Origin of the sequence: Paraburkholderia sp. (assembly GCF_034668105.1) — a bacterium.
Classification (GTDB): domain Bacteria; phylum Pseudomonadota; class Gammaproteobacteria; order Burkholderiales; family Burkholderiaceae; genus Paraburkholderia.
Genome location: NZ_JAXDPY010000445.1, coordinates 1 through 20687 on the forward strand (window position 1 = coordinate 1; position 20687 = coordinate 20687).

At 63.2% G+C, this 20687-nt stretch carries 17 protein-coding genes and 2 pseudogenes; 10 read left to right on the forward strand and 9 right to left on the reverse strand.

The features are described from left to right. The coding region (locus QOC89_RS19925; protein ID WP_323046595.1) for a gamma-glutamyltransferase at nt 1-833 on the reverse strand (833 nt) is incomplete at its 3' end. 261 nt (nt 834-1094) lie between these two features. On the opposite strand from QOC89_RS19925, the gene QOC89_RS19930 reads away from it, so the two are divergent. Further along, a complete protein-coding gene (locus tag QOC89_RS19930; RefSeq protein ID WP_323046596.1) occupies nt 1095-1772 on the forward strand; it encodes a FadR/GntR family transcriptional regulator in 678 nt (225 codons plus the stop codon). 53 nt (nt 1773-1825) lie between these two features. Here the strand turns inward: QOC89_RS19930 and QOC89_RS19935 are convergent. Continuing rightward, nucleotides 1826-2221, reverse strand: a pseudogene (locus tag QOC89_RS19935) (helix-turn-helix transcriptional regulator); the annotation flags it as partial. Between the two features lie 428 nt (nt 2222-2649). Here QOC89_RS19935 and QOC89_RS19940 point away from each other — a divergent pair. From QOC89_RS19940 to QOC89_RS19950, 3 genes are all read left to right on the forward strand, one after another. Next, nucleotides 2650-4977, forward strand: a complete 2328-nt coding sequence (locus QOC89_RS19940; protein ID WP_323046597.1) for an alkaline phosphatase family protein — start codon at nt 2650-2652, stop codon at nt 4975-4977. A 188-nt stretch (nt 4978-5165) separates the two neighbouring features. Continuing rightward, nucleotides 5166-6623, forward strand: a complete 1458-nt coding sequence (locus tag QOC89_RS19945) for a cytochrome-c peroxidase (protein WP_323046598.1) — start codon at nt 5166-5168, stop codon at nt 6621-6623. A gap of 95 nt (nt 6624-6718) precedes the next feature. Continuing rightward, complete coding sequence (locus tag QOC89_RS19950) at nt 6719-7393, forward strand: hypothetical protein (RefSeq protein WP_323046599.1); 675 nt, start codon at nt 6719-6721, stop codon at nt 7391-7393. Between the two features lie 84 nt (nt 7394-7477). Here QOC89_RS19950 and QOC89_RS19955 read toward each other — a convergent pair whose 3' ends face one another. Together QOC89_RS19955 and QOC89_RS19960 are read right to left on the reverse strand one after the other, a co-directional pair. Then, nucleotides 7478-8368, reverse strand: coding sequence for a 2OG-Fe(II) oxygenase (locus QOC89_RS19955; RefSeq protein WP_323046600.1), 891 nt, complete (start codon nt 8366-8368; stop codon nt 7478-7480). Nucleotides 8369-8458: 90 nt separating this feature from the next. Next, complete coding sequence (locus QOC89_RS19960) at nt 8459-9241, reverse strand: IclR family transcriptional regulator (RefSeq protein WP_323046601.1); 783 nt, start codon at nt 9239-9241, stop codon at nt 8459-8461. Nucleotides 9242-9467: 226 nt separating this feature from the next. On the opposite strand from QOC89_RS19960, the gene QOC89_RS19965 reads away from it, so the two are divergent. Together QOC89_RS19965 and QOC89_RS19970 are read left to right on the forward strand one after the other, a co-directional pair. Beyond that, a complete protein-coding gene (locus QOC89_RS19965) occupies nt 9468-10835 on the forward strand; it encodes an MFS transporter (protein WP_323046602.1) in 1368 nt (455 codons plus the stop codon). A 16-nt stretch (nt 10836-10851) separates the two neighbouring features. After that, a complete protein-coding gene (locus QOC89_RS19970) occupies nt 10852-11301 on the forward strand; it encodes a type II 3-dehydroquinate dehydratase (protein WP_323046603.1) in 450 nt (149 codons plus the stop codon). Nucleotides 11302-11356: 55 nt separating this feature from the next. On the opposite strand, the gene QOC89_RS19975 is transcribed toward QOC89_RS19970, so the two are convergent. The 4 genes from QOC89_RS19975 to QOC89_RS19990 form a co-directional block, all read right to left on the reverse strand. Further along, nucleotides 11357-13594: a xanthine dehydrogenase family protein molybdopterin-binding subunit gene (locus QOC89_RS19975; protein ID WP_323046604.1), complete on the reverse strand. Its 2238-nt coding sequence runs from the start codon at nt 13592-13594 to the stop codon at nt 11357-11359. Nucleotides 13595-13618: 24 nt separating this feature from the next. Continuing rightward, nucleotides 13619-14623 (reverse strand): xanthine dehydrogenase family protein subunit M, encoded by a 1005-nt coding sequence (locus QOC89_RS19980; protein ID WP_323046605.1) that lies wholly within the window; start codon nt 14621-14623, stop codon nt 13619-13621. A gap of 11 nt (nt 14624-14634) precedes the next feature. Beyond that, the gene (locus QOC89_RS19985) at nt 14635-15189 is read right to left on the reverse strand and encodes a (2Fe-2S)-binding protein (protein WP_416340426.1); all 555 of its coding nucleotides are present in this window, start codon (nt 15187-15189) and stop codon (nt 14635-14637) included. A 229-nt stretch (nt 15190-15418) separates the two neighbouring features. Beyond that, nucleotides 15419-16501 (reverse strand): AraC family transcriptional regulator, encoded by a 1083-nt coding sequence (locus QOC89_RS19990; protein ID WP_323046606.1) that lies wholly within the window; start codon nt 16499-16501, stop codon nt 15419-15421. Between the two features lie 149 nt (nt 16502-16650). On the opposite strand from QOC89_RS19990, the gene QOC89_RS19995 reads away from it, so the two are divergent. The 4 genes from QOC89_RS19995 (at nt 16651) to QOC89_RS20010 (ending at nt 19653) form a co-directional block, all read left to right on the forward strand. Then, nucleotides 16651-17085 (forward strand): GFA family protein, encoded by a 435-nt coding sequence (locus QOC89_RS19995; RefSeq protein WP_323046607.1) that lies wholly within the window; start codon nt 16651-16653, stop codon nt 17083-17085. Between the two features lie 143 nt (nt 17086-17228). Next, entirely contained in the window at nt 17229-18062 is an 834-nt protein-coding gene (locus QOC89_RS20000) for a class I SAM-dependent methyltransferase (RefSeq protein ID WP_323046608.1), read from the forward strand. A gap of 558 nt (nt 18063-18620) precedes the next feature. Further along, on the forward strand, nt 18621-18758 hold the full coding sequence (locus QOC89_RS20005) for a DUF3563 family protein (RefSeq protein WP_323046609.1): 138 nt from the start codon (nt 18621-18623) through the stop codon (nt 18756-18758). 85 nt (nt 18759-18843) lie between these two features. Continuing rightward, complete coding sequence (locus tag QOC89_RS20010; protein ID WP_323046610.1) at nt 18844-19653, forward strand: alpha/beta hydrolase; 810 nt, start codon at nt 18844-18846, stop codon at nt 19651-19653. Nucleotides 19654-19716: 63 nt separating this feature from the next. Here QOC89_RS20010 and QOC89_RS20015 read toward each other — a convergent pair. Then, nucleotides 19717-20687: pseudogene (locus QOC89_RS20015) on the reverse strand (hypothetical protein); the annotation flags it as partial.

Consider the following 20687-nt stretch of genomic DNA (forward strand, 5'->3'; position numbering starts at 1 on the left):
GGTCCGGTCTTGTGAACACGAAGGTCCCCGTAGTCGTACGAAACAGGGTCTTCATAGGTCGGCTCCCAGCGCGCGAGGTCGCCGGCGTCGAGCAGGCCGTAATTGCGCTGACCCGAGGTGTCGAGAACAGGCGTCGAGCGGAAATACTGGTCGATGGCGTCGGCCACGAAGCCGCGGTAAAAAACCTCGCGGGCGCGTTCGCACTGCTCGGCGCGGTCGCTGCGAACATTCGCTTCTCGCAGAATGCGCTTGTACGTGTTGGCAATCGCCGGATTGGCGAACAGCTGGTTTGGCATGGGCGCGTCACCGTCGCGCAGCCATTGTTCAGCCGAGGTGGGCCATTCGGTCCGGAAGAAATCCTTGATGGCGAGGATCGACGAAGTCATGCGCGGCAGCACCGGGTAGCCGTTTTCCGCATAACCGATCGCGTAGCTCAACACGTCCTCGAGCGGCAACTGCCCGTAATCGCGCAGCATGGTCATCCACCCGCCGAACGCGCCGGGCACCACGGCCGGCAACAATCCCGTACCCGGCACGACCTCCAGACCCAACTTGCGCATCCGTTCGATGGTCATGGTCGCCGGTGTCACGCCCTGCCCGCACAGCACCCGCACACGGTCTTCGCGCGCGCTGTAGAAGACGACCGGCAGTTCGCCGCCAGGGCCGTTCAGATGCGGCTCGACGATCTGCAGAACAAAACCGGCAGCGGCGGCGGCGTCGAATGCATTACCGCCTTTCTCAAGAACGGCCATTGCCGATGCGCTGGCCAGCCAGTGCGTGGAGGCCACCATTCCGAATGTGCCGATCAGTTCCGGGCGGGTTGTAAACGACATGCGCGACTCCTTGTGCAATCTGCGGCGATTGGTTCATGAACCAATCACTATAGGTACGAGCTAGACAGAAGGCTGGAATAGAGGTGGGACCCCTTAGATTCACCGGATGCTAACCTGAAATCCCCCTGCAACAAAGCGGATCAAAAAAAATTTTGGAAGCCGCGCGTCAGGGCCCGGTAATTCTGTTACCGTTTGCACCAATCAACATTGGTTCAGTCGTTGGTTCACTCATCGATTCGCTCATTGGTTCGGCTCACGGAAATGGAAAACACAGCACTGGACGGTCTGCTCGGCTATATCGCCGACCATCAACTCAAAGACGGCGATGCGCTGCCGCCCGAAAGAAAGCTTGCCGAAGACCTCGGCGTCAGTCGCAGGGAACTGCGCGCGGTGCTGGCTTCAATGGAGGCGTCGGGCCGGGTCTGGCGCGGTGTCGGGCGCGGCACCTATCTCGGCGCACGGCCGCTGAAGTTTGGTCCCACGCTGCGTGGCCTGCGCGCGGGGACCAGCCCGGCGGATATCGCTGAAATGCGGCTGCTGTTCGAGCCCGCGCTTGCAGAACTCGCCGCCACCAAAGCCAGTTGGGACGATCTGCTGGAACTGGAAAAGTGCGCACGGAAAAACGCTGCCTCGAACAACGACGAGGAGTGGCAGCAATGGGATCACCGATTCCATTTGCTGATTGCCCAGGCCACCCGCAATCCCGCTCTCATCGCGCTGATGGAAGTCATCAATGGCATGCGCGTCAAACCCGACGTGCGTACGAAAACGGCCGCTCAGGAGACCCGGCACCATTTCGCCCAGCAGCACCAGGCTGTCGTGAATGCCTTGAAATCCCGTGATGGAGAAACAGCGGCCCGATGCATGCGCGAGCATTTGCTGAACGTACAATTGCGCGCCTCCACCAAGGGGAGCGGCCTCACTGATCAACAGGGGTGAAACCACCGCTGCGTGTAGTGCAGCCGGAGCAAACGCGTCATGGCGGCAACCCGTCAACTCGTGGCCGACGCATGCAGTTTCTGCAGTTCCGAACGACGCCAGTCTGCCGGCGTCATGCCCATGTGTTGAGTGAACGCGCGCCTGAATGCAGCCACGGATTGATAGCCGACGGTCTCGGCCACGACCTCGGTGGAAACACCGGGTCTTTTCAGCTCATTGGCAGCCAAAGCCATGCGGACATCGGTCAACAGGTCGTTGGGCGAGCGGCCTACTTTGTCCTGAAAGTGACGGATCAACGTGGCGCGCGACATGCTGCACAGATCGGCCAACGTGGACAGGGTCCACGCACGCGCCGGCTCGTTGAAGATGACCGCCAGTGCGGGGACCAGACGCGGATGTCAAGCCAGCGCCAGGAGCCCGGTCGGGGCTTGGTCGGACTCGCTGGTGGCGCCCACGGGCGCCGGCGCAGGCTTCGGCGCAATGCTGAAGCTTGTCTGTCGAGGCCGCTCGCCCGGTGGCGATCACGCAATCGCCGCGCTTCAAATACGCCTCGATCTTCGAACACGCCTCGACCGTCGCAAAGCCAGGGCCGCGAGACGCACCTATAAGAAGAACTGTTCTCGGCGAATGTGCGTTTGCATGGTCAACCCCAGCAAACGAAGCCGCTTTCGATTGCGGTCACACAACCAGATAGATAAAAAATGCCAATTTAATGACAAAAACAATTTTAATTCGCAGAAATATTCCTTACCAGTAATTCTAATGAAAGTTCTCATTCACGGGAGCTAAATACGCCGACTCGATAATCCCCTGTCGCCTGCCTATACAGCAGGCGCAAAAAAGAAGCGGTACATGCAACCTACAGGGGCACCCCACAATGTCGGTAGATCCAATAAAACGTACTACTCCTCTTCTAACCTCAATAGCGGCAGCCTGCGTACTGGCAGCTTGCGGCGGCAATAGCGACAACACGCCGGCGGCTGCCACCACGACCATCTCGGGCGTCGTCGCCTCCGCCGGCTTCGTGCCGGGCAGTACGACTGGCGATCCGACGCTCAAGGCTGGCTACTACGTTGGCGCCACGGTGTGCGTCGACGCGAACGGCAACGGCAAGTGCGATGGCACTGAAACCATCGCGACGACCGACGCCACCGGCCATTTCACGCTGAAGACCAGCGGCACCGGCCAACTGATCGCCGACGTGAGCACCAAGGCGACCAACACGGCAACCGGCGCAGCCGCCCCGAGCCATATGATCCTGCGCGCTTCGGCAGCGCAGCTCGCCGACCAGGGCGCGACGAACGTCGTGATCAGCCCGATGTCGAGCGAAGTGCAGCGTCTGGTTGAAGCGAACGCCACGACCTACGCAACCGAGAAGGCCAACCTCGCGACGCGCCTGAGCGGCCCGGGTGTAGCCGCTTCGGCAGCGACTGTCGCGGCCGCCGACGTGCTCGGCGACGTGAACAAGCTGTCGGGCGCCGAGCAGTCGGCGATCCTGTTTGAAGACAATGCACTGACGAACCGCTATACGTACGCGACGACCAAGCTCGATCGCGGCGACATGTACCCGGACAATCTCGCGGTTACCGGCGGCGATCCGTCGCTCGTCGGTAAGGCAGGTTTGACCACGCTGACCACCGTTACGCCGACGCAGAAGCAGGCGCCGATCACGTTCGCACAGTCGCAACAAGCTGCGTTCAACGTCGAAGGCATCCCGCGTTATGACGCGGTGTTCATCGTCATGCTCGAAAACCGTTCGATCGGAACCACGACGGGCGGCACGATCGGTATCGAGGGCTCGGGCGACGCGCCGTACATCGCGGGCAACCTCGACTTCAACACGGGCAAGTGGAACCAGTTCTCGACGTATTACTCGACGGGCAACCCGTCTGAACCGAACTACACGGCACTCGGCGGTGCTGACGACTGGGGTATCACCGACGACAACTGGTGGGGTTGCGGCACAGACCCTTCCGCACTTACGGACGTCGCGTTCCCGGGCGGCAAGGCATCGGACGGTCAACCGCTGGTGGCGACGCCCGCTGTTCCGGCAAACAATGCTGGCGATCTGTCCGGCTTTGGCACGTGCCCGACCGGCTCGACCGCTGTACACAACATTGCGAACCAACCGAACCTGTTCACGCGCTTGTCCGGCGCCGGCCTCGCCTGGCGTACGTATAGCGAGTCGATGAACCCGGGTCAGGATCCGCGTACCGACAGTATCTCTGATCCGGCTGTCGTGGCAGGCTACCAGGGTATCCCAGGTACCGTCACTGCCGGTATCACCAGCCCGGCTCTGAAGCTGCCGTCGTCGCTGTACAAGACCAAGCACCACCCGGGCATGGCCTACCAGACCGCACGTTCGCTGCCGGAATTCTTCGCCAGCAACCGGACGATCTTCGGTACCCAGTACGCTACGGCGCTCCAGAACACGTCGGTGTACCCGGTTCCGTCGGGCTACAACTTCGACCAGTTCGATACCGACCTGCAGAACGGCGACGTTGGCGCGGTCAACTTCATCATGCCTGACCAGTGCGACGACATGCACGGCACGGGTAGCGATCCGACCTGTTCGGGCGACAGCCTCGTGAAGCGTGGCGACGCGTACGTCCAGCAGGTGGTGACCAAGATCCAGGCTTCACCGATCTGGAACAACCCGAAACGTCATGTCGCGATCGTCGTGATGTTCGACGAAGGCGAAGGTAGCTCGACGTCTTGCTGCGGCTGGAACCCGAGCCAAACGTCGGCCGCTGAACCGCTCACGTTCACGAACGGCAAGTACTCGCAGACGTCGACGGTGCAGTACAACAAGGGCAACCACGGTCACGGCAACTCGATCTTCGGTGTGGTCACGAACCATGGCGTGCAGGGCATCCAGGACAGCGACGCGTACAGCCACTTCGCACTCGTGCGCACGCTGCAGGACATGTTCCAGCTCGCCGACCCGGCACCGGGCCAGGAGTCCACGTACATCGCTCGCTCGAAGTACACCGAGAGCTTCATCTCGGCGAACATCCTGAACCTGCCGGAACTCGCGAACAGCGCCGATACGCACTTCGACTCGGTCCGTCCGATGAACCATGCGTACATCACGCCGGCGGGTTACACCCAGAAGCTGAATCCGGCCGACATCATCGGTACGCAGGAAGCAAATCGCCAGCCGGGTCCGGACAAGACCCAGACCAACATCTGGACGATCCAGTAAGTTTCGCGCACACGGGGAAAGGGTCCGCCCTTGCCCCGGTCTGAAACCATCGCAGCTGCATGCCGGGTATGCCTTGCGCGTTACCCGGCAATTCTGCTGAACATCTCGCACAGTTTCCAGGCCATCTCGCCTCGTGCGACCGCGGGGTGGCCCGGAAACTGACTTACCCGGCGAAAACAATACCAACCATGCGTACGCTATCTCTTGCTGTAATCTGCACCGTTTCAGTGATGCTGGCCGCCTGTGGCGGCGGCAGTTCGTCCAGCAGCGGCGCTTCAAACCCGTCATCGGGCGCCTCGGCGCCTGCAGCCTCGACGCTAAGCCAGAAGGCGCAGCTCGGCCAAACGATCTTCTTCGACAAGACCCTGTCGGGTAACAAGAACATGTCGTGCGCGAGTTGTCATGACCCGGCCTACGCGTACGGGCCGCCGAACAGCCTGGCGGTGCAGCTCGGCTCCGATCCGTCGCAGTCGGGTGTGCGCGCGGTGCCGTCGCTGCGCTACAAGGCGATGACGCCGCCGTACGACGATAACGCGGCGAACCCGGACGGTGTCACGCAGAACGCGCCCGGCGGCGGCTTCATGCTGGATGGCCGCGCCACGACGCTCGCTACGCAGCCGGCGTTGCCGTTGCTCAATCCGATCGAGATGAATAACAGCTCGCCGGACGCCGTCGTGAAAGCCGTGCAGAGCGGGCCGTACGCCACGCTGTTCCAGCAGGTGTATGGCCAGGGTGTGTTCACTAACACCACGACCGCGTTCACGGACATTGGCGACGCGCTGCAGCAGTTCCAGATCGAGGAACCGTCGTTCGCGACGTACTCGAGCAAGTTCGACCTGTATATCGGCAACAAGATCGGCGGCACGCTGACAGCCGCCGAGACGCGCGGTCTCCAACTATTCAACGACACCACGAACGGCGCCGGCTGCGCGGCCTGCCACTACGTGGGCGCCAACTTCCAGGGCTCCGTCGGCTTGATGACCGACTTCACGTACCAGGCAATCGGCGCGCCGCGCAACGACGCGTCGATCCCGGACAACCCGGATCCGATTCCGGCCAACACGAACACGTCGTACTACGACATGGGCCTGTGCGGACCGTACGCGACGATCCACATTCCGGGCTCGACGACGAGCGGCGGCGGTCCGGATTCGTTCACCGGCGTCAATGTCCCCGATCCGTATTGCGGCCGCTTCAAGGTACCGACGCTGCGCAACGCCGCGACGCGGACCGTGTTCTTCCACAACGGCGTGTTCCACTCGCTCGTCCAGGTGATCAATTTCTACAACACGCGCGACACCAACCCTGAATACTGGTACCCGAGCACGGGCGGCGACGCCAGCCACCCGGTGACGAACCCGTCCTACGCGCTGTTCCCGACGGCTGCGTCGGGTGCGACGGCCCAGCGCTTCAACGATCTGCCCGCTGCTTACCAAGGCAATATCGACGAAGAACTGCCAATGGGACAAGGCCAGACCACCGCCGGTGGCACGACGGCTGCCGACGGGGCCCTGGCGCGCCCGGTTCATTCGACGCCGCAGCTGACGCAGCAGAACATCAGCGACCTGGTCTGCTTCCTCAACACGCTCACCGATGGCTATCAACCTCCCGCCACGCCGCCCACCAGCGGTTCCTGCGTGAACTGATCCTGATGATCCTCGTACGCGGCCTGCCCTTTCCGGGCAGCCCGCGTACCTTGTCTTATCCGTACCCTAGCAACCTAACCAGAGCAACTAAAACCATGACGCGACGTTCCACCGCCGCCCGCTTCGCTTGCGGCGCACTTGCCCTGAGCGCCCTGGCCCTGTTCGCTGGCTGCCACGACAAGAGCCAAGACGTCAGCCGCGAGAATTTCACGGCGACCATCAACGACTTTCTCGCCAAGCGGGGCCACTTGTGCCTCGCCAAATACGACTGGCCGATCTACGTGACAACGGACGACGTCGCCTCGCGTACCAGCGACTCGATCCAGCTGCCGGTGCTCGAGAAACTCGGTATCGTGACGGGCAAGGACATGGTGGTCGAACGCACGGACCCCGCCAACGGACAAAAGATCACTGCGAACGCTCGCCAGTATCAGTTGACGGCCGAAGGACAAAAATACTATCTGCACATTCCGGAAGTCGTCGCGACCGCTACCTCGCGCGTCACGCATCCGGCCGATTTCTGTGCAGCCACGCTCACGCTCGACAAGGTAGTGGGTTGGGAAAAGCCGGTGCAGGTAGATGGCAAGACCGCGACCTCGGTCGTCTATACGTACAAGATCGATCCGGCTCCGTGGGCCAAGAATCCGGATGCACAGCGCGTGTTCCCGATGATCAAGCGCGTGATCGAGGGCGAAGGCACGATGCAGTTGCGCGAAGGCATCCATCTGACCTCGAACGGCTGGGTCGCCGACGAAGTTTTCGTACGCTGACATGCAATGCGCGGGGTGCGCGTCTAGCCGCCCCGCAAGTCGTTACGCCGGCTTATACCGGCGCTATGCCGGCGTTATGCCGGGCTACGCCTGATCACGCGGCACGAAACGGCGCGTGCGGATCCATTTGGTGGCCACCCACTTCTCGCCCGTCCGCAAGGGCGTGCTTGCATGCAGGGAGCTCGGATCGGAGAGCCCGAAACGGTTGCCATACTCGAAATAAAGTGCCTGGCCACGCCGCGGCACGACCGACCATCCTAGCTGCGGAAACACGGTTTCACCGCCGCCTTCCACATCGTTCAGATACATCAGCAGCGTGCCCACGCGCTGCCCGCTGCGCGTGATCGACTCCTGATTCGCGGGGTTGCCCGGGATCAGATAATCGACGTGCGGCGTCGATTCGGCGCCTGCTTCGTAGTGCAGCAGTTGCAGGCCCTCGCCGTTCTCGGCCGGCAGGCCCGTGAGCTCGGCGATGCGCGCTTCGAGGCGCGCGATCAGCGGCGTCTCGCCCAGACGAAAAAACATTCCTTCGCTGCTGCGGTGGCCGGCCACGACGTTGCGGCCGGTGACGGGATCGACCACGGTCGAATGGTTCAGACGCGGCCGCGCGAGCGCGATCAGTTGCTCGCATTCGTTCGCACTCAGAAAATCGTCGAGCAGTACCGCGGCGGGCCGCTGCATGCGCGCAATCACGCGCGTCTTGCGCTCGCCGAGCCGGATCAGCGGTCCGTCCGGCACGCGCAGCGGCTCCGGTTCATAAGTGATCGGCGCACCGCCGATTTCGAGCGTCTCGCCCGGCAACGGTATGCCGTATAAAAAAGAGTTCGAGACCGCATCGACCATTGCCGTTGCAAGTTCGACCGCATTCTTCTGATTGACCAACTCGCGCACAATGGACTGCGGGGGAACACCCCGCGTGAGATTGTGTGCGATCCAATCGCGCACTTCGGCGGGAAAGTTAACGGTTATGGACATCGGAGCGTCGAGCGATAGGCGGAAAGGTTCGATTATCCAATGGAATCGATGACAATCCGGTTGGCGGATTCGATCGGGCCGCGCGGGACCCTACCGCACTCGATCAAAAAGCGGAGATGCCAGACTGGCCGCCGCGAGTTCGTTGGCCGCCGCCACCAGCGCCGGGCCGAGCACCGTCATGCGCTTCTCCGTCAATCTGACCGCGGGCCCCGCAATGCTGATGACGCCGATCGCCGGGTAACCCCGTCGTTGGACTGGCGCGGCCATCGCTGTCATCCCCGGCGCGAACACTTCATAAATCGTTGCGTAGCCACGGGCGCGGGCGGCATCGACGAACTCCAGCAACGCCTTCACGGTGGTCGGCGCGTTGGGTCCGTACTGCTTCGGCTTGCCGAAGCCCTGGCGCGTGACCAGTTCGAGCGCGCGCTCGTCGGTCATGGTCATCATCCAGGCATGACCGGTGGCACTGCACGACAGAATCGTGTCCATCCCCATGTCCGGGTCGTAGCGCAGGCCCTTCAGCGCCCCCTGCGACTTGGCCACCCACGTCAACCTGTCGCCGTCGACGATCGCCAGCCGGACGAGCTCTCCGGATGTTTCCGCCAGACGGTCGAGCATGGTTTGCGCAATGTCGATGATCCCGGAGGTCGCGAGATAACTGAGACCGAGCCCCGCGAGCTTGGTGGTCAGCACATAGTCGCCGTGCTCGCGGAGTTGACGGATATAGCCGCATTGCTTGAGATCGACGAGCAGCCGATGGCAGGCGCTACGCGGAATCTCGAGTTGATCCGAGATCAACGCGAGTGGCGTTCCTTCCATCTGTGTCGCGAGAAACTCGAGCACCGCCATGGTTCTTTCGGTCACGCCCGGCATGGAGACTCCTTTGCTCGATGGAACACGCATGATTGCACGATATGGGATGCAATTCCAGGTTGGAATAGCGTCCCACCGGCGCTGTTAATCTGCGCAGTATGCCGTTTCGTCGGACGCTGCAGCGTGCTCATCGCATGAAACGCATAACAAGAGAAATGCCACTCGCGGCCAACATGACAAGGATCGCCGGCCGCGACGCCGACACAGGTTTGGAACAGGAGACAACATGGATCAGCAATTGCACCAACCCGCGCAGCAGGCGATGCGCACGCGTGCGGTGACCGCCGCGGCCATCGGAACCGCACTCGAATGGTTTGACTTCACGCTATATGGCGCGCTGGCCGCGACCGTGCTGCCCAAGCTGTTTTTCCCATCGATGGATTCGACCTCCGCGTTGCTGGCATCGCTCGCCACCTTTGGAGTCGGCCTCGCGGCGAGACCGCTTGGCGCGATCATTTGCGGTCACCTTGGCGACAAGTTGGGGCGGCGCAATCTGATGCTCGGCACCGTCACCGTGATGGGTGCCTGCTCGATGATGATGGGCTTTCTGCCGACCTACGCGAGCATCGGCGTATGGGCGCCGCTGCTGCTGGTTGTGCTGCGCATCCTGCAGGGTTTCGCGCTGGGTGGTGAATCGACCGGCGCGCAGTTGATGGCGATCGAGCACGCCAGTGCCGACCGTCGCGGCAAATATTCCGGCCTTCTCGGCTTGTGCTCGCCGTTCAGCCAGATCATGGCCAACGGTGTCTTGCTGGCACTGTCATCGACCATGTCGGCGCAGGCATTCGACGAATATGGCTGGCGCATTCCGTTTGTTCTGAGCTTCGTGCTCGTGATCGTCGGTATCTATATCCGGCTGCGAGTCAGCGAGACACCCGCGTTCGTCGCGCTCCGTAAAACCGAAGTCGCTCATGTGGGCAGTCCGCTGCGCGATGCGCTGCGTCTTCACTGGCGCACGGTGCTGCGCTGGATGCTGTTCTTCTGCGGCCCTGCGGCAATCTTTTATCTGATCGTCGTGTTCTCGTTGAGCTACGTCACGAAAACGCTGGGCGTGCCGAAACAGACGGGCTTCCTGCTGCTGATGGGCGCGAACGTGTGCGCAATTGTCGGCGCGCTGGCCGGCGGCATGCTGAGCGACCGGATTGGCCGCAGGAAAGCGCTGGCGATCGGCTCGATCGCCACCTTGCTCATGCTGTTCGTGTACTTTCAGATTCTGGATACGAAGAGCTTCGTGCCGATGCTGGCCGCAATGGGCTTCTTTCTCGGCTTCACCCAATTTCAGAGTGGCATTCAGCCGGTTGCCTTCGCCGAAGCCTTTCCAACCAACGTGCGCTATTCAGGCTCGGCGCTTGCCTATACCGGCGCGAATCTGGTCGCCGGGGGGCCAATGCCGGTTCTCGCGGTCTGGCTCTTCGCCGTTTGCAATGGCTCGCCGTGGGGCGTGGTCGCGGTGTGCGTCACGTTCAATGTCATCTCTCTCATCGCGATCCTCACCGCGCCCGAAACGCTGGGCATCGACATGAACCGGGTCGACTCTACCGAAGAAGTCATTGGCTCATCGGAGCACGTGCCGACCCGGTCCCATTCTCACTGAAACACAGGCAATGCAGATGAAACCACTTGTTTATGTGCTGAACGGTTCGAACCTGAACATGCTCGGCAAGCGCGAACCGCACCTGTACGGTACGACGACCCTCGCTCAGGTGAAAGAGCGCACTGAAGCGCTGGCGGCCGAGCTCGACCTCGAATGCGTTTTTCGCCAAACCAATCACGAAGGCGTGATGGTCGACTGGTTGCAGGAAGCCTTCGAGAACGATGCGGCCGTCGTGATCAATCCAGCGGGGTTTTCGTTTGCGTCGATACCCGTGCTGGATGCGGTCAAGCTGATTCGTCAACCGGTGGTCGAAGTGCATATCACCAACATCCATCAACGGGGCGAGCAGTATCGGCATTCGTTGATCTCGCTGGCCGCGGGCGGTGTGATCTGCGGGCTGGGTGTCGACGGATATCTGCTCGCGGTGCGCGCGGTCGCAAGCGCCATGCAGCGCGCAAAAACGTGATGGGGCGCTAAACGGTCCACTCGTTGCGCCCCACTCGTTGCGACGACGTCTGCGCTCAGGCAATCTCCGCGGCGAGCAGATCTTCGATCATGATCGGCAACTTCCGCACGCGCACGCCGGTTGCATGATGGGTCGCTTCGGTAATCGCGGCCGCTATGCCCGCGAGGCCGATCTCCGCAATACCCCGGGCACCGAGTTCATTGAACACGGTGTCCGGATGATCGAGAAACGTCACGTCGAGTTCGGGCGTGTCCGCGTTCGACGCGATGATGTAATCGGCCAGGTTGCTATTGATCGGTGCGCCGGTCTGCCGGTCGTAGATCGTGTGCTCGAACAGTGCCATGCCCACGCCCATCACGACCGCGCCTTCAATCTGGTTGCGTGCAGCGCGCGGGTTCACGATCCGTCCTCCATCGATCACCGTGACCACGCGGCTGACGCGCAACTGTGCGATCTCCGGCTGCCACGTGACTTCGGCGAAGTGCGCGCCGTAGGAATAGATGGAAAAGCGCTTCTTGAGCGGATCGTCGAAGCCGCCCTTGGCACTGCCACTACCTGACGCCGCGTGCATCTTCGCTGCTTCGAGGATCTGCCCGAACGGCACGCCGCGCTCCGCTGCTTCACCCTTGCGATGAACGCGACCCGCGCTGAATGCGAGCGCGTCTTCCGCCGCGCCCTTGAACGGCGAACCGTCGGCGGCCGCCGCGCGCGACAACACCAGCTTGATTGCAGCACGCACCGCGTCGAGCACCGCGGGAATGACCGACGCCGTCGCCGCGCTGCCACCCGAAATGGGTCCCCGCGGCAACGCCGAATCGCCGAGACCGACCTCGATGCGCTCGAGTGGAATTCCGGTCTCTTCAGCGACGAGTTCCGCAAGCACCGTGTACGTGCCGGTGCCGATGTCCTGCGTGCCACACACCACCCGGGCGCTGCCATCCACGCGAAGATCGACGTCCGCGGCAGCCGAAAAGCGCATCCCCGGCCAGACACAGGCGCCCACGCCCCAGCCCAAGGTCAAGCCGTCACGCTGCATCGACCCGACGCCGGGCGTCCGCTGTGACCATCCGAATCGTTCAGCGCCGGTGCGCAAACACTCGACGAGATGGCGTGACGAGAACGGCAAACCCGTGCTTTCGTCGACGCTCGGCTCGTTGCGCAACCTCAATTCGACGGGATCCATGTGCAGCACCTGCGCCAGTTCATTCATCGCCGATTCGATCGCATACAGCCCGGGCACGGCGCCGGGGCCGCGCATCGAGGTTGGAGAGCCGACGTTGCGGCGCGCGAGGCCGGAGCTCACGCGCAGATTCGGCGTGCTGTAGATGAGCGGCGTGACTTCGCCGCAACCTTCCTGGTACTCATCGGCGATGGCGGTGTGGTTGACGTAGTCGTGCCGCAGCGAGGTGAGTTTGCCGTCGCGTTGCGCTGACAGCCGTACGCGCTGTTGCGTCACGGGGCGGTGGCCGACATTCTGGAACATCATCTTGCGGCTTACCACCAGCTTCACCGGGCGGCCGGTCTGGCGCGCGGCCGCAGCCGCGAGCAGAGAGTGCGGCCACATCCATAGCTTTCCGCCAAAGCCCGATCCCAGGTAGCGTGAGATCACGCGGATCTTTTCCTTCGGCACACCAAGCATCTGTGACAACGTGCCCAGGTGGACCGTAATGGCCTGCGTCGTTTCGTAAAACGTGTAGCTTTCGCCGTCCCACTGCGCGATGGTCGCGTGCAGTTCGATGGGGTTGTGTGTCTCTGTCGGCGTCACGTAGGTTGCGTCGAGCGTCGCCGACGCGGCGTCGAACGCGCCGTCCGGGTCGCCGCGCTCGCTCTCCACCTGGGGCTGGTCGTCAGGCTCGAGTTCGCCGCGCACATCGTGTGGCGTGATCTCGTAGCCGGCCTTGATCGCCGCGGACGCCGCGCTGGCCGCCTCGAAAGTGTCGGCGATCACGACCGCGATGTACTGGCCGTAGTAGCGGATGATGTCGTCCTCGAAGGGCGGCCGGGCTTCGTCGACATAGCCGGTCTCCATCGAGTTGCCGGAAATACGGTAGAAGCGGCCGATATTGCCTCGATGCAGCACCGCGTGTACGCCGGGCATCGCCTCGGCCTCCGCGATGTCGAGCGACGTGAGCCGGCCGCTCGCGATCGTGCTGCACACCGGCACGGCAATCAGCAGCCCCGGCAGGTCCACGTCGGAGGTATAGGTTGCGCTGCCGCTGACCTTCAGCGGTCCCTCGACACGCGCATGAGGCCGTCCGATCACGGACAGCACGGAGTCGGGCAAGGTAGACATGGTGCATTCCTCTCGATCGGCGGTTCAGGTCGTGGCCGTAGCCTGGGTCAGTGCGTGGATAATGCAGCGGCGCGCCAGCTCGACCTTGAAGCCGTTCTGGCTTTGCGGCTTCGCGTTCGCGAGCGCGGCGTCCGCGGCCTTGCGGAAGGTCGCGGCGTCGGGCGTCGCGCCTTGCAGCACCGTCTCCGCTTCGAGCGCATGCCATGGCCTGGTGCCGACGCCACCGAGCGCAACGCGCGCCTGCCGGATGCGTCCACCGTCGAGCGTCACGACCACGGCGGCCGACGCCAGTGCGAACTCGTACGACGCGCGATCGCGCAGCTTCAGGTAGACCGAGTGCGTGCCCGCCGGCAGAGGTGGCAGTGTCACGTGCGTAATGAGGTCGCCCGCGTCGAGCACGTTCTCGCGCTGCGGCGTCGCGCCAGGCAACAGGAAAAAGTCGTCAATTGCGATGCTGCGCGCGCCGTTCGTCCCTTCGACGTGAATGGTCGCGTCGAGCGCGGTCAGCGCAACGTTCATGTCGGACGGGTTCGTGGCAATGCAGGCGTCGCTGGTGCCCAGAATCGCGAGTGAGCGATTGAAGCCGTTTATCGCGGGACAGCCCGAGCCCGGCTCGCGCTTGTTGCATGGCATCGCGGTGTCGCGAAAGTACACGCAGCGCGTGCGTTGCAGCAGATTGCCGCCGGTCGTTGCCATGTTTCGCAACTGCGCCGACGCGCCCGCAAGCAGCGCCTGCGACAGGACCGCGTACGGCTCGCGAATCAGCGGATGCAACGCCAGGTCCGCGTTTCTCGCGGTCGAACCGATTTTGACGCCGCCGTCGGGCAGCGCTTCGATACCGTCGAGGGGCAGCCGGCTGATGTCGATCACACGCGCCGGCCGCTCGACATTCAGCTTCATGAGATCGAGCAAGGTCGTGCCGCCGGCGAGAAAACGTACTTGTGCGCCTTGCTGGGCCGTTACGCCGGCCGCACCCGCCGCGATCGCCTCACGCACGCCGTTGGCGCGCGACAACTGGAACATTTCCATGATGGCGCTCCTCAGGCCTGGCCGCGCACGCGCTGGATCGCCGCGACGATGTTCCGATAGGCGCCGCAGCGGCACAGATTGCCACTCATTGCTTCGCGCACTTCGGCATCGCGGGGCCCGACCGTTTCATCGAGCAGCGCGACCGCGGACATGATCTGGCCCGACGTGCAGTAGCCGCACTGGTAGCCGTCGCATTCTACAAACGCAGCCTGCATCGGATGCAGCGCATCGGGCTGACCGATCCCTTCGATGGTGGTGATTTCGTCGCCGGCGTGCGTGCCGGCCAGCGACAGGCATGCATTCACGCGCCGACCGTTCACGTGCACTGTGCACGCGCCGCACTGGCCGTGATCGCAGCCCTTTTTGGTGCCGGTGAGATGCAGATGCTCGCGCAGCGCATCCAGCAACGTGGTGCGCGGATCGAGCGACAGTGTGTAGGCGTCTCCGTTGACCATCAGCTCGACCGACATCGTCAGGTTGGCGGAAGGCTGGAGAACGGTTCGGTTTGCGTCGGGCTCAGCGCGCTGTTGCGGAGTGTGAGTGGGGGAGGCGGTCTGTTGCATCATGCATTCTCCTCATGGCACGACATGGGGCGAGCGGCCGGAATCGGCGCGCCCGATTGCGGACGGAAGCAGAAAACGCGGCCCGTTGCGATTGATGGCCGCGTCATGGAGCGTTTGGGGGGCGAGCGTCGAGCTTGCATCACGCACGCGCAAGGGATACCGCAGCAAGCGGAGTGCCCGCCGTCTGAACATCAGAGGATTGAGTGTGTCGCGGCTGCGGGAAACGCTTTGCCTAGCGGCATACCGGCTGCGTTTGCGCCGGCGAAACGGAACCCGCTGCAATTGGATCGATTGAGAGTTCGCTGAAATTGTCAGCACCGGACGCCGAATCCCGGCCGCCCGTGATTTCATGACTGCGTCGCCAACTCGCGGGCGGCATGCCGAATTCGCGCTTGAAAGCGCGGTTAAACGCCGCCTCCGACTCATACCCCACCCGCTCCGCGACGGCCGCGAGTGAGCGCGTGCCGGTGCGCAACTCCTGCGCCGCGATCTGCAGACGCCAGCGCGCCAGATACTGCATTGGCGGCTGCCCGAGCAGTTGCGTGAAGCGCTGCGCCAGTGCCGAACGCGAGAGGCCTGCCTTGCGCGCGAGTTCGTCGACAGTCCAGCCGTACCCGGGCTGCGCGTGCAGCAGCGCGAGCGCGCGGCCAACGGAACGATCGCCGACGGCCGCGAGCCAGCCCTTGCGATCGTCCGGCAATGCGTCGATGCAACGCCGCACAGCCTCCACAAACAGCAACTCCGACAGACGCGCGAGCACGATCGCGCTGCCCACGCGCCCCTCGCCCGCTTCAACTGCCGCAAGCTTTAACGATGACTCGAGCCACGCCGATTGCGGATCGTTGCGCATGTCCACCTTGAAGATGCGCGGCAGCGCCGAAAGCACCGGATTCGTCAACGTATCGTCGCAGGCAAGAAAGCCGCAAATCAGACGCGTACGCGCTCCGCCGCCGCCGTAGCTCAACTCCATCACTTCGCCCGGTGTGGTTTTCAGATACCTCGACAGCATCTCGTCCGTGGGTGCGGGCGGCAGTTCGAACGAGCTGCCCATCAGATGCGCTTCACCTTGCGGCACGACCAGAAGTTCTCCCGCATCGACGCGGATCGAAAAGGCGGGATCGTCGACGAGGCGGGCGCAGCAGCTTCCTTCTGTGATGAGGTGATAAGAGACGATGCGTTCGGCGCGCGGCAGAAACGTGGCGTACAACGCCGGCGTCGCTTCGCCGGCAACACACCAGGGTGCCGTGAATTCGCCGTTTAGATAAACCGCTCCGCCCAGACGCACGTGGCGAAGGACGTCCGAAAGAGCATCCATGAAAGCGTCCATCAATTTCGGCGTCCTGCGCAAAACATCTGGACGCCTGGTCATATATCAATGCAGCTTGCGTCCCGATACTAGCACTCACGCGAACCCACGACAACGAACCGTGGAATGTTCGATTAACACATCATCAGGATACCGACATGAGTCACGCAAATACCCATCGTGGTCAATGCTTTTGCGGTGCCGTGCAATTTACGGTGAGTGGAGAACCGGCGGGAATGGGCTATTGCCATTGCGAGTCATGCCGCCAATGGTCGGGCGGTCCCGTCAATGCATTCACGCTCTGGAAGCCTGAATCGTTGAACGTGATTCGCGGCGCGGATGATATCGGCACTTACAACAAGACGCCGCACAGCTACCGCAAATGGTGCAGGTCGTGCGGTGGACATCTCTTTACTGAGCACCCAGGACTCGGCCTCATCGACGTGTACGCCGCCGTCATAACGGATTTCCCGTACGAAGCCGGGGTGCATGTTCACTACCCGGAGTCGGTCCTGCCGATGAACGATGGCCTGCCGAAATTAAAAGATCTGCCGCGTGAATTGGGTGGATCCGGTATTCGCGTCATTGAGTAGCCGGTCCGCCTCACGGATCCGTTTTCGATTTGTCCGATCGTCGCGCGGACATGCTCCTGGTGAAATTTCGCGGCGCCGTCAGCACAGGCAGCAAAACCATGCATTCCCGCATCGCTGCCCTTTTTGCCTTTCAGGAGTTTTATATGTCCGCCGTCGATTCCTCTCTTTCGCCCGTCGCAGACTTCGCTGCCATTAAGGTTCGTCAACAGGCCACCTGGTCAACCGGCAACTATGCCGTCGTCGGCACCACGCTGCAGATCGTCGGAGAAAATCTTTGCGAAGCGCTCGACCTGCGCGCCGGAAGCCGCGTGCTCGACGTTGCCGCGGGCAACGGCAACGCGACGCTTGCGGCCGCGCGCCGCTGGTGCGACGTCACCTCCACCGACTATGTCGCCTCACTGCTGGAGTCGGGGCGAGCGCGTGCGCAAGCGGAAGGGCTCCCGGTGCAGTTCCAGGAAGCGGACGCCGAAGCGCTACCGTTCGCGGACGCCTCTTTCGACGTCGTGATGTCGACATTCGGCGTGATGTTCACGCCAGATCAGGAGAAGGCGGCAACCGAACTCGCGCGCGTGTGCAAGCCGGGTGGCCGGATCGGTCTCGCCAACTGGACGCCGGAGAGCTTCATCGGGCAGGTGTTCAAGACAATCGGCAAGTACATCACGCCGCCCGCAGGCGTGGTGTCGCCAGCGCTCTGGGGGACAGAGGCGCGGCTGCACACGCTGTTCGACGCACACGCCCGGCAGATCGCCGCGACCCGCCGCTCTTTCACGTTTCGCTATCGTTCGCCGGCGCACTTCGTGGAGGTGTTCCGCACGTACTATGGACCGGTGAACAAGGCATTTGCCGCACTCGAGGTTGAGCGGCAGGCGGGGCTGCTTGGCGATCTGTTGACGTTGATCGGGAGCCACAACCGGTCGGGCGACTCGACACTCGTGCTGCCCAGCGAGTACCTCGAAGTCGTGGTGGAACGATCATGAACAAGGTCAGGCGTAGCGTCGCCGCTTTGGTCAGCTCCGGCTTGCGCCTCTGGTCTCTGGCCTGCCTGATGGGTCTTCGGCATGGCTCGGTGCTGGTTGCCGTGCCGCTGTGCTCATCAGTGTGTTTCTTCAGTGTCCGGTTCGTTTTGTCGGCGCTTGGTCTGTCCGTTTAGATGCCGTTCTCCACAGCTCGATAGCTTCGCCGCGTCCGCGCGCGCGGCGAAGCAAGTCTGCTCGTGGGATTGACCGAACACAGGCGTTCACGCTTCGCCGTTAAGTGTTGAGCCCAACCCGACTTTCGCTGCACAACGTGTTGGCCGCGCTCCGACGTTTCGCCCGACTCGCCTCTTCGCAAAGCCGCTCAACGCGCGCCAGACATAGCTTGCTGAAATGTGGCACGGACTCTGCAAGATCCATCGTCCAGTCGTAGCACGAGGCCCATCCGTCGAACCCGGATGCGCCCCCACCGAATGCACGCCTGGAACTCGCATATCGCACACCGTTCGCGCCGCGTTCACGCCGATACGCAATCGATCAGGTCACCGACTGGAGGACATCATGTTCATCTACCTTTTCCTGCTGCTGAGAAAGGCGCTCGAACGCGCTGAACACAGCCGTCGGGACGCGTACCTCGCGTCCGCCGTCGACATCGGTGAGCTCGAACGCCGTATGCATGCGATGGACATTGACGGCTGAGAAGACAAACCAGCGCGCGCTGCACCGACGGTAGAGACTCCCCTGTCCGGCAGCCGTGCACCCAACTCTGAGTTCCATGAACGACATGAACAACACCATCGCATCGCAAATCCTCTCTCCCGCAACGACGGTGATCGCACTGCATTGCTCCGGCTCTGGAGCAGCACAATGGCGCAAGCTCGGCGAGGCCCTCGGCTCGCGCCACGCGTTCGTCGCGCCCGAGCACTACGGCTGCGATAGCACGGGCCCGTGGAGCGGCGAGCGCGCGTTCACGCTCGCCGACGAGGCGGCGAGGACCATCGGCATCATCGACGCCACGCGCGGCAAGGTCCATCTCGTTGGCCACTCATATGGCGGCGGCGTGGCGCTGCGCGCGGCCGTGGAGCGGCCGGAGCGCATCGCGAGCCTCGCGCTTTACGAGCCCTCGGCGTTTCATCTGCTGAAGGTGATGGGCGCGCATGGCGCGCATGCGCTGGCGGAAATCGTCGCGATCTCAAAGCGCACCGCCGAAGGCGTGAGCTGTGGCGACTATCGAGGCGCGGCGGCTTCGTTCGTCGATTACTGGGGCGGCGGGGGTTCATGGGAAGCGCTGCGGCCCTCGGTGCAGGCCGCGCTCACACGCTGGGCGCCGAAGGCGCCGCTCGACTTCCGCGCGTTGCTCGACGAACGCACGCCCGCAAGCGCGTACACGAGCCTGCGTGTGCCGGCGCTGATCATGCGCGGCCAGCACGCGCCCGTCCCGACTCGCGCGATTGCCGAGCGGCTGCCGATGCTGCTGCCCGCGGCGCGTCTCGCCATCGTCGAGGGCGCGGGACACATGGGGCCGCTCACGCATGCGGACAAAGTCAACGCGACTATCGTGCGGCATATCACCGAGTCGGAAGCGGCGGCTTGAACGGGTCGCCGCTCTTCCGCGGATTGGCGAAGCCCATCTCTTGAGAACCCGGATCCACGCAGTTCACCGCTCGACCTTCGACATAACCGCGGTCGCCGGGTCGTACCGGTAACCTTTCTGCGAAAGTCGCTCGGCCATCGTCGCGCCGATCAGCTTTTGCTGCATGTCCCGGGACACCAGTTCACTATCAGGCTTGAGCCGCTCGAGTTCAGACGAAAGCTTCCGGATCAATGCCACTTCTCCCGTGCTGCGCGAGTCGATGAACAATAATTTTTCCTGGGCCGAACCGAGTCGACCTTTGAGGTCTTTGGCATGCGCCACCCACTGTTCAGCAATCGTGCGAAGCTCGTTGAAGGCCTTCTCATGGGCTTTGGCCTGCGCCGAGATCTGGCGTTGCAATTCGGCGATCTCTTCCGCCGTCGCGGACTCTTCGTTGCGCGCCGCCTGTCGCGCTGCCGCGAGCGCGGCGCGCGCCTCGTCGCGTTCGGCCTCCAGCGCGGCGATCCGCGCGACGCTTTCGTTCGCCTCGGCCGCGGCGGCTTCTGCCCGCGACGCAGCCGCGCTGGCCTCCTCGGTCCATCGTTCCGCATCGGCCGACTTCGCCTGCTCGACTTCCGCGAGGCGCTGCTGCAACGTCGCCGCGTGCTGCTCAGCGGCCTCCGCCCGTTCCTTCGCGGCCGACGCATCCTGCGAAGCCTTGAAGAGTTCAGCGCTCACGGCCGCCACATCTTGCGAGACCTTGTCGAGTTCAGCGAGCGCGGCCGCTTTCGCCGCGGTCACGGCACTCACCTGTTCCCGGGCCTCTTCGCGCTCCCGCGCCACGCGCTGCAGTTTGTTGAGTTGAACCGACGCCTCCTCGCCCCGCGCCGCGCTTGTCCGACGTTCCGCTTCGAGCGCGGTGCGCGTTTCGTTCAGTTCGGCTTCGAGCGCGGTGCGCGTTTCATTGAGTTCCGCTTCGAGTGCCGTGCGCGTCTCATTGAGTTCGGCTTCGAGTCCCGTGCGCGTCTCATTGAGTTCAGCTTCCAGCGCGGCGA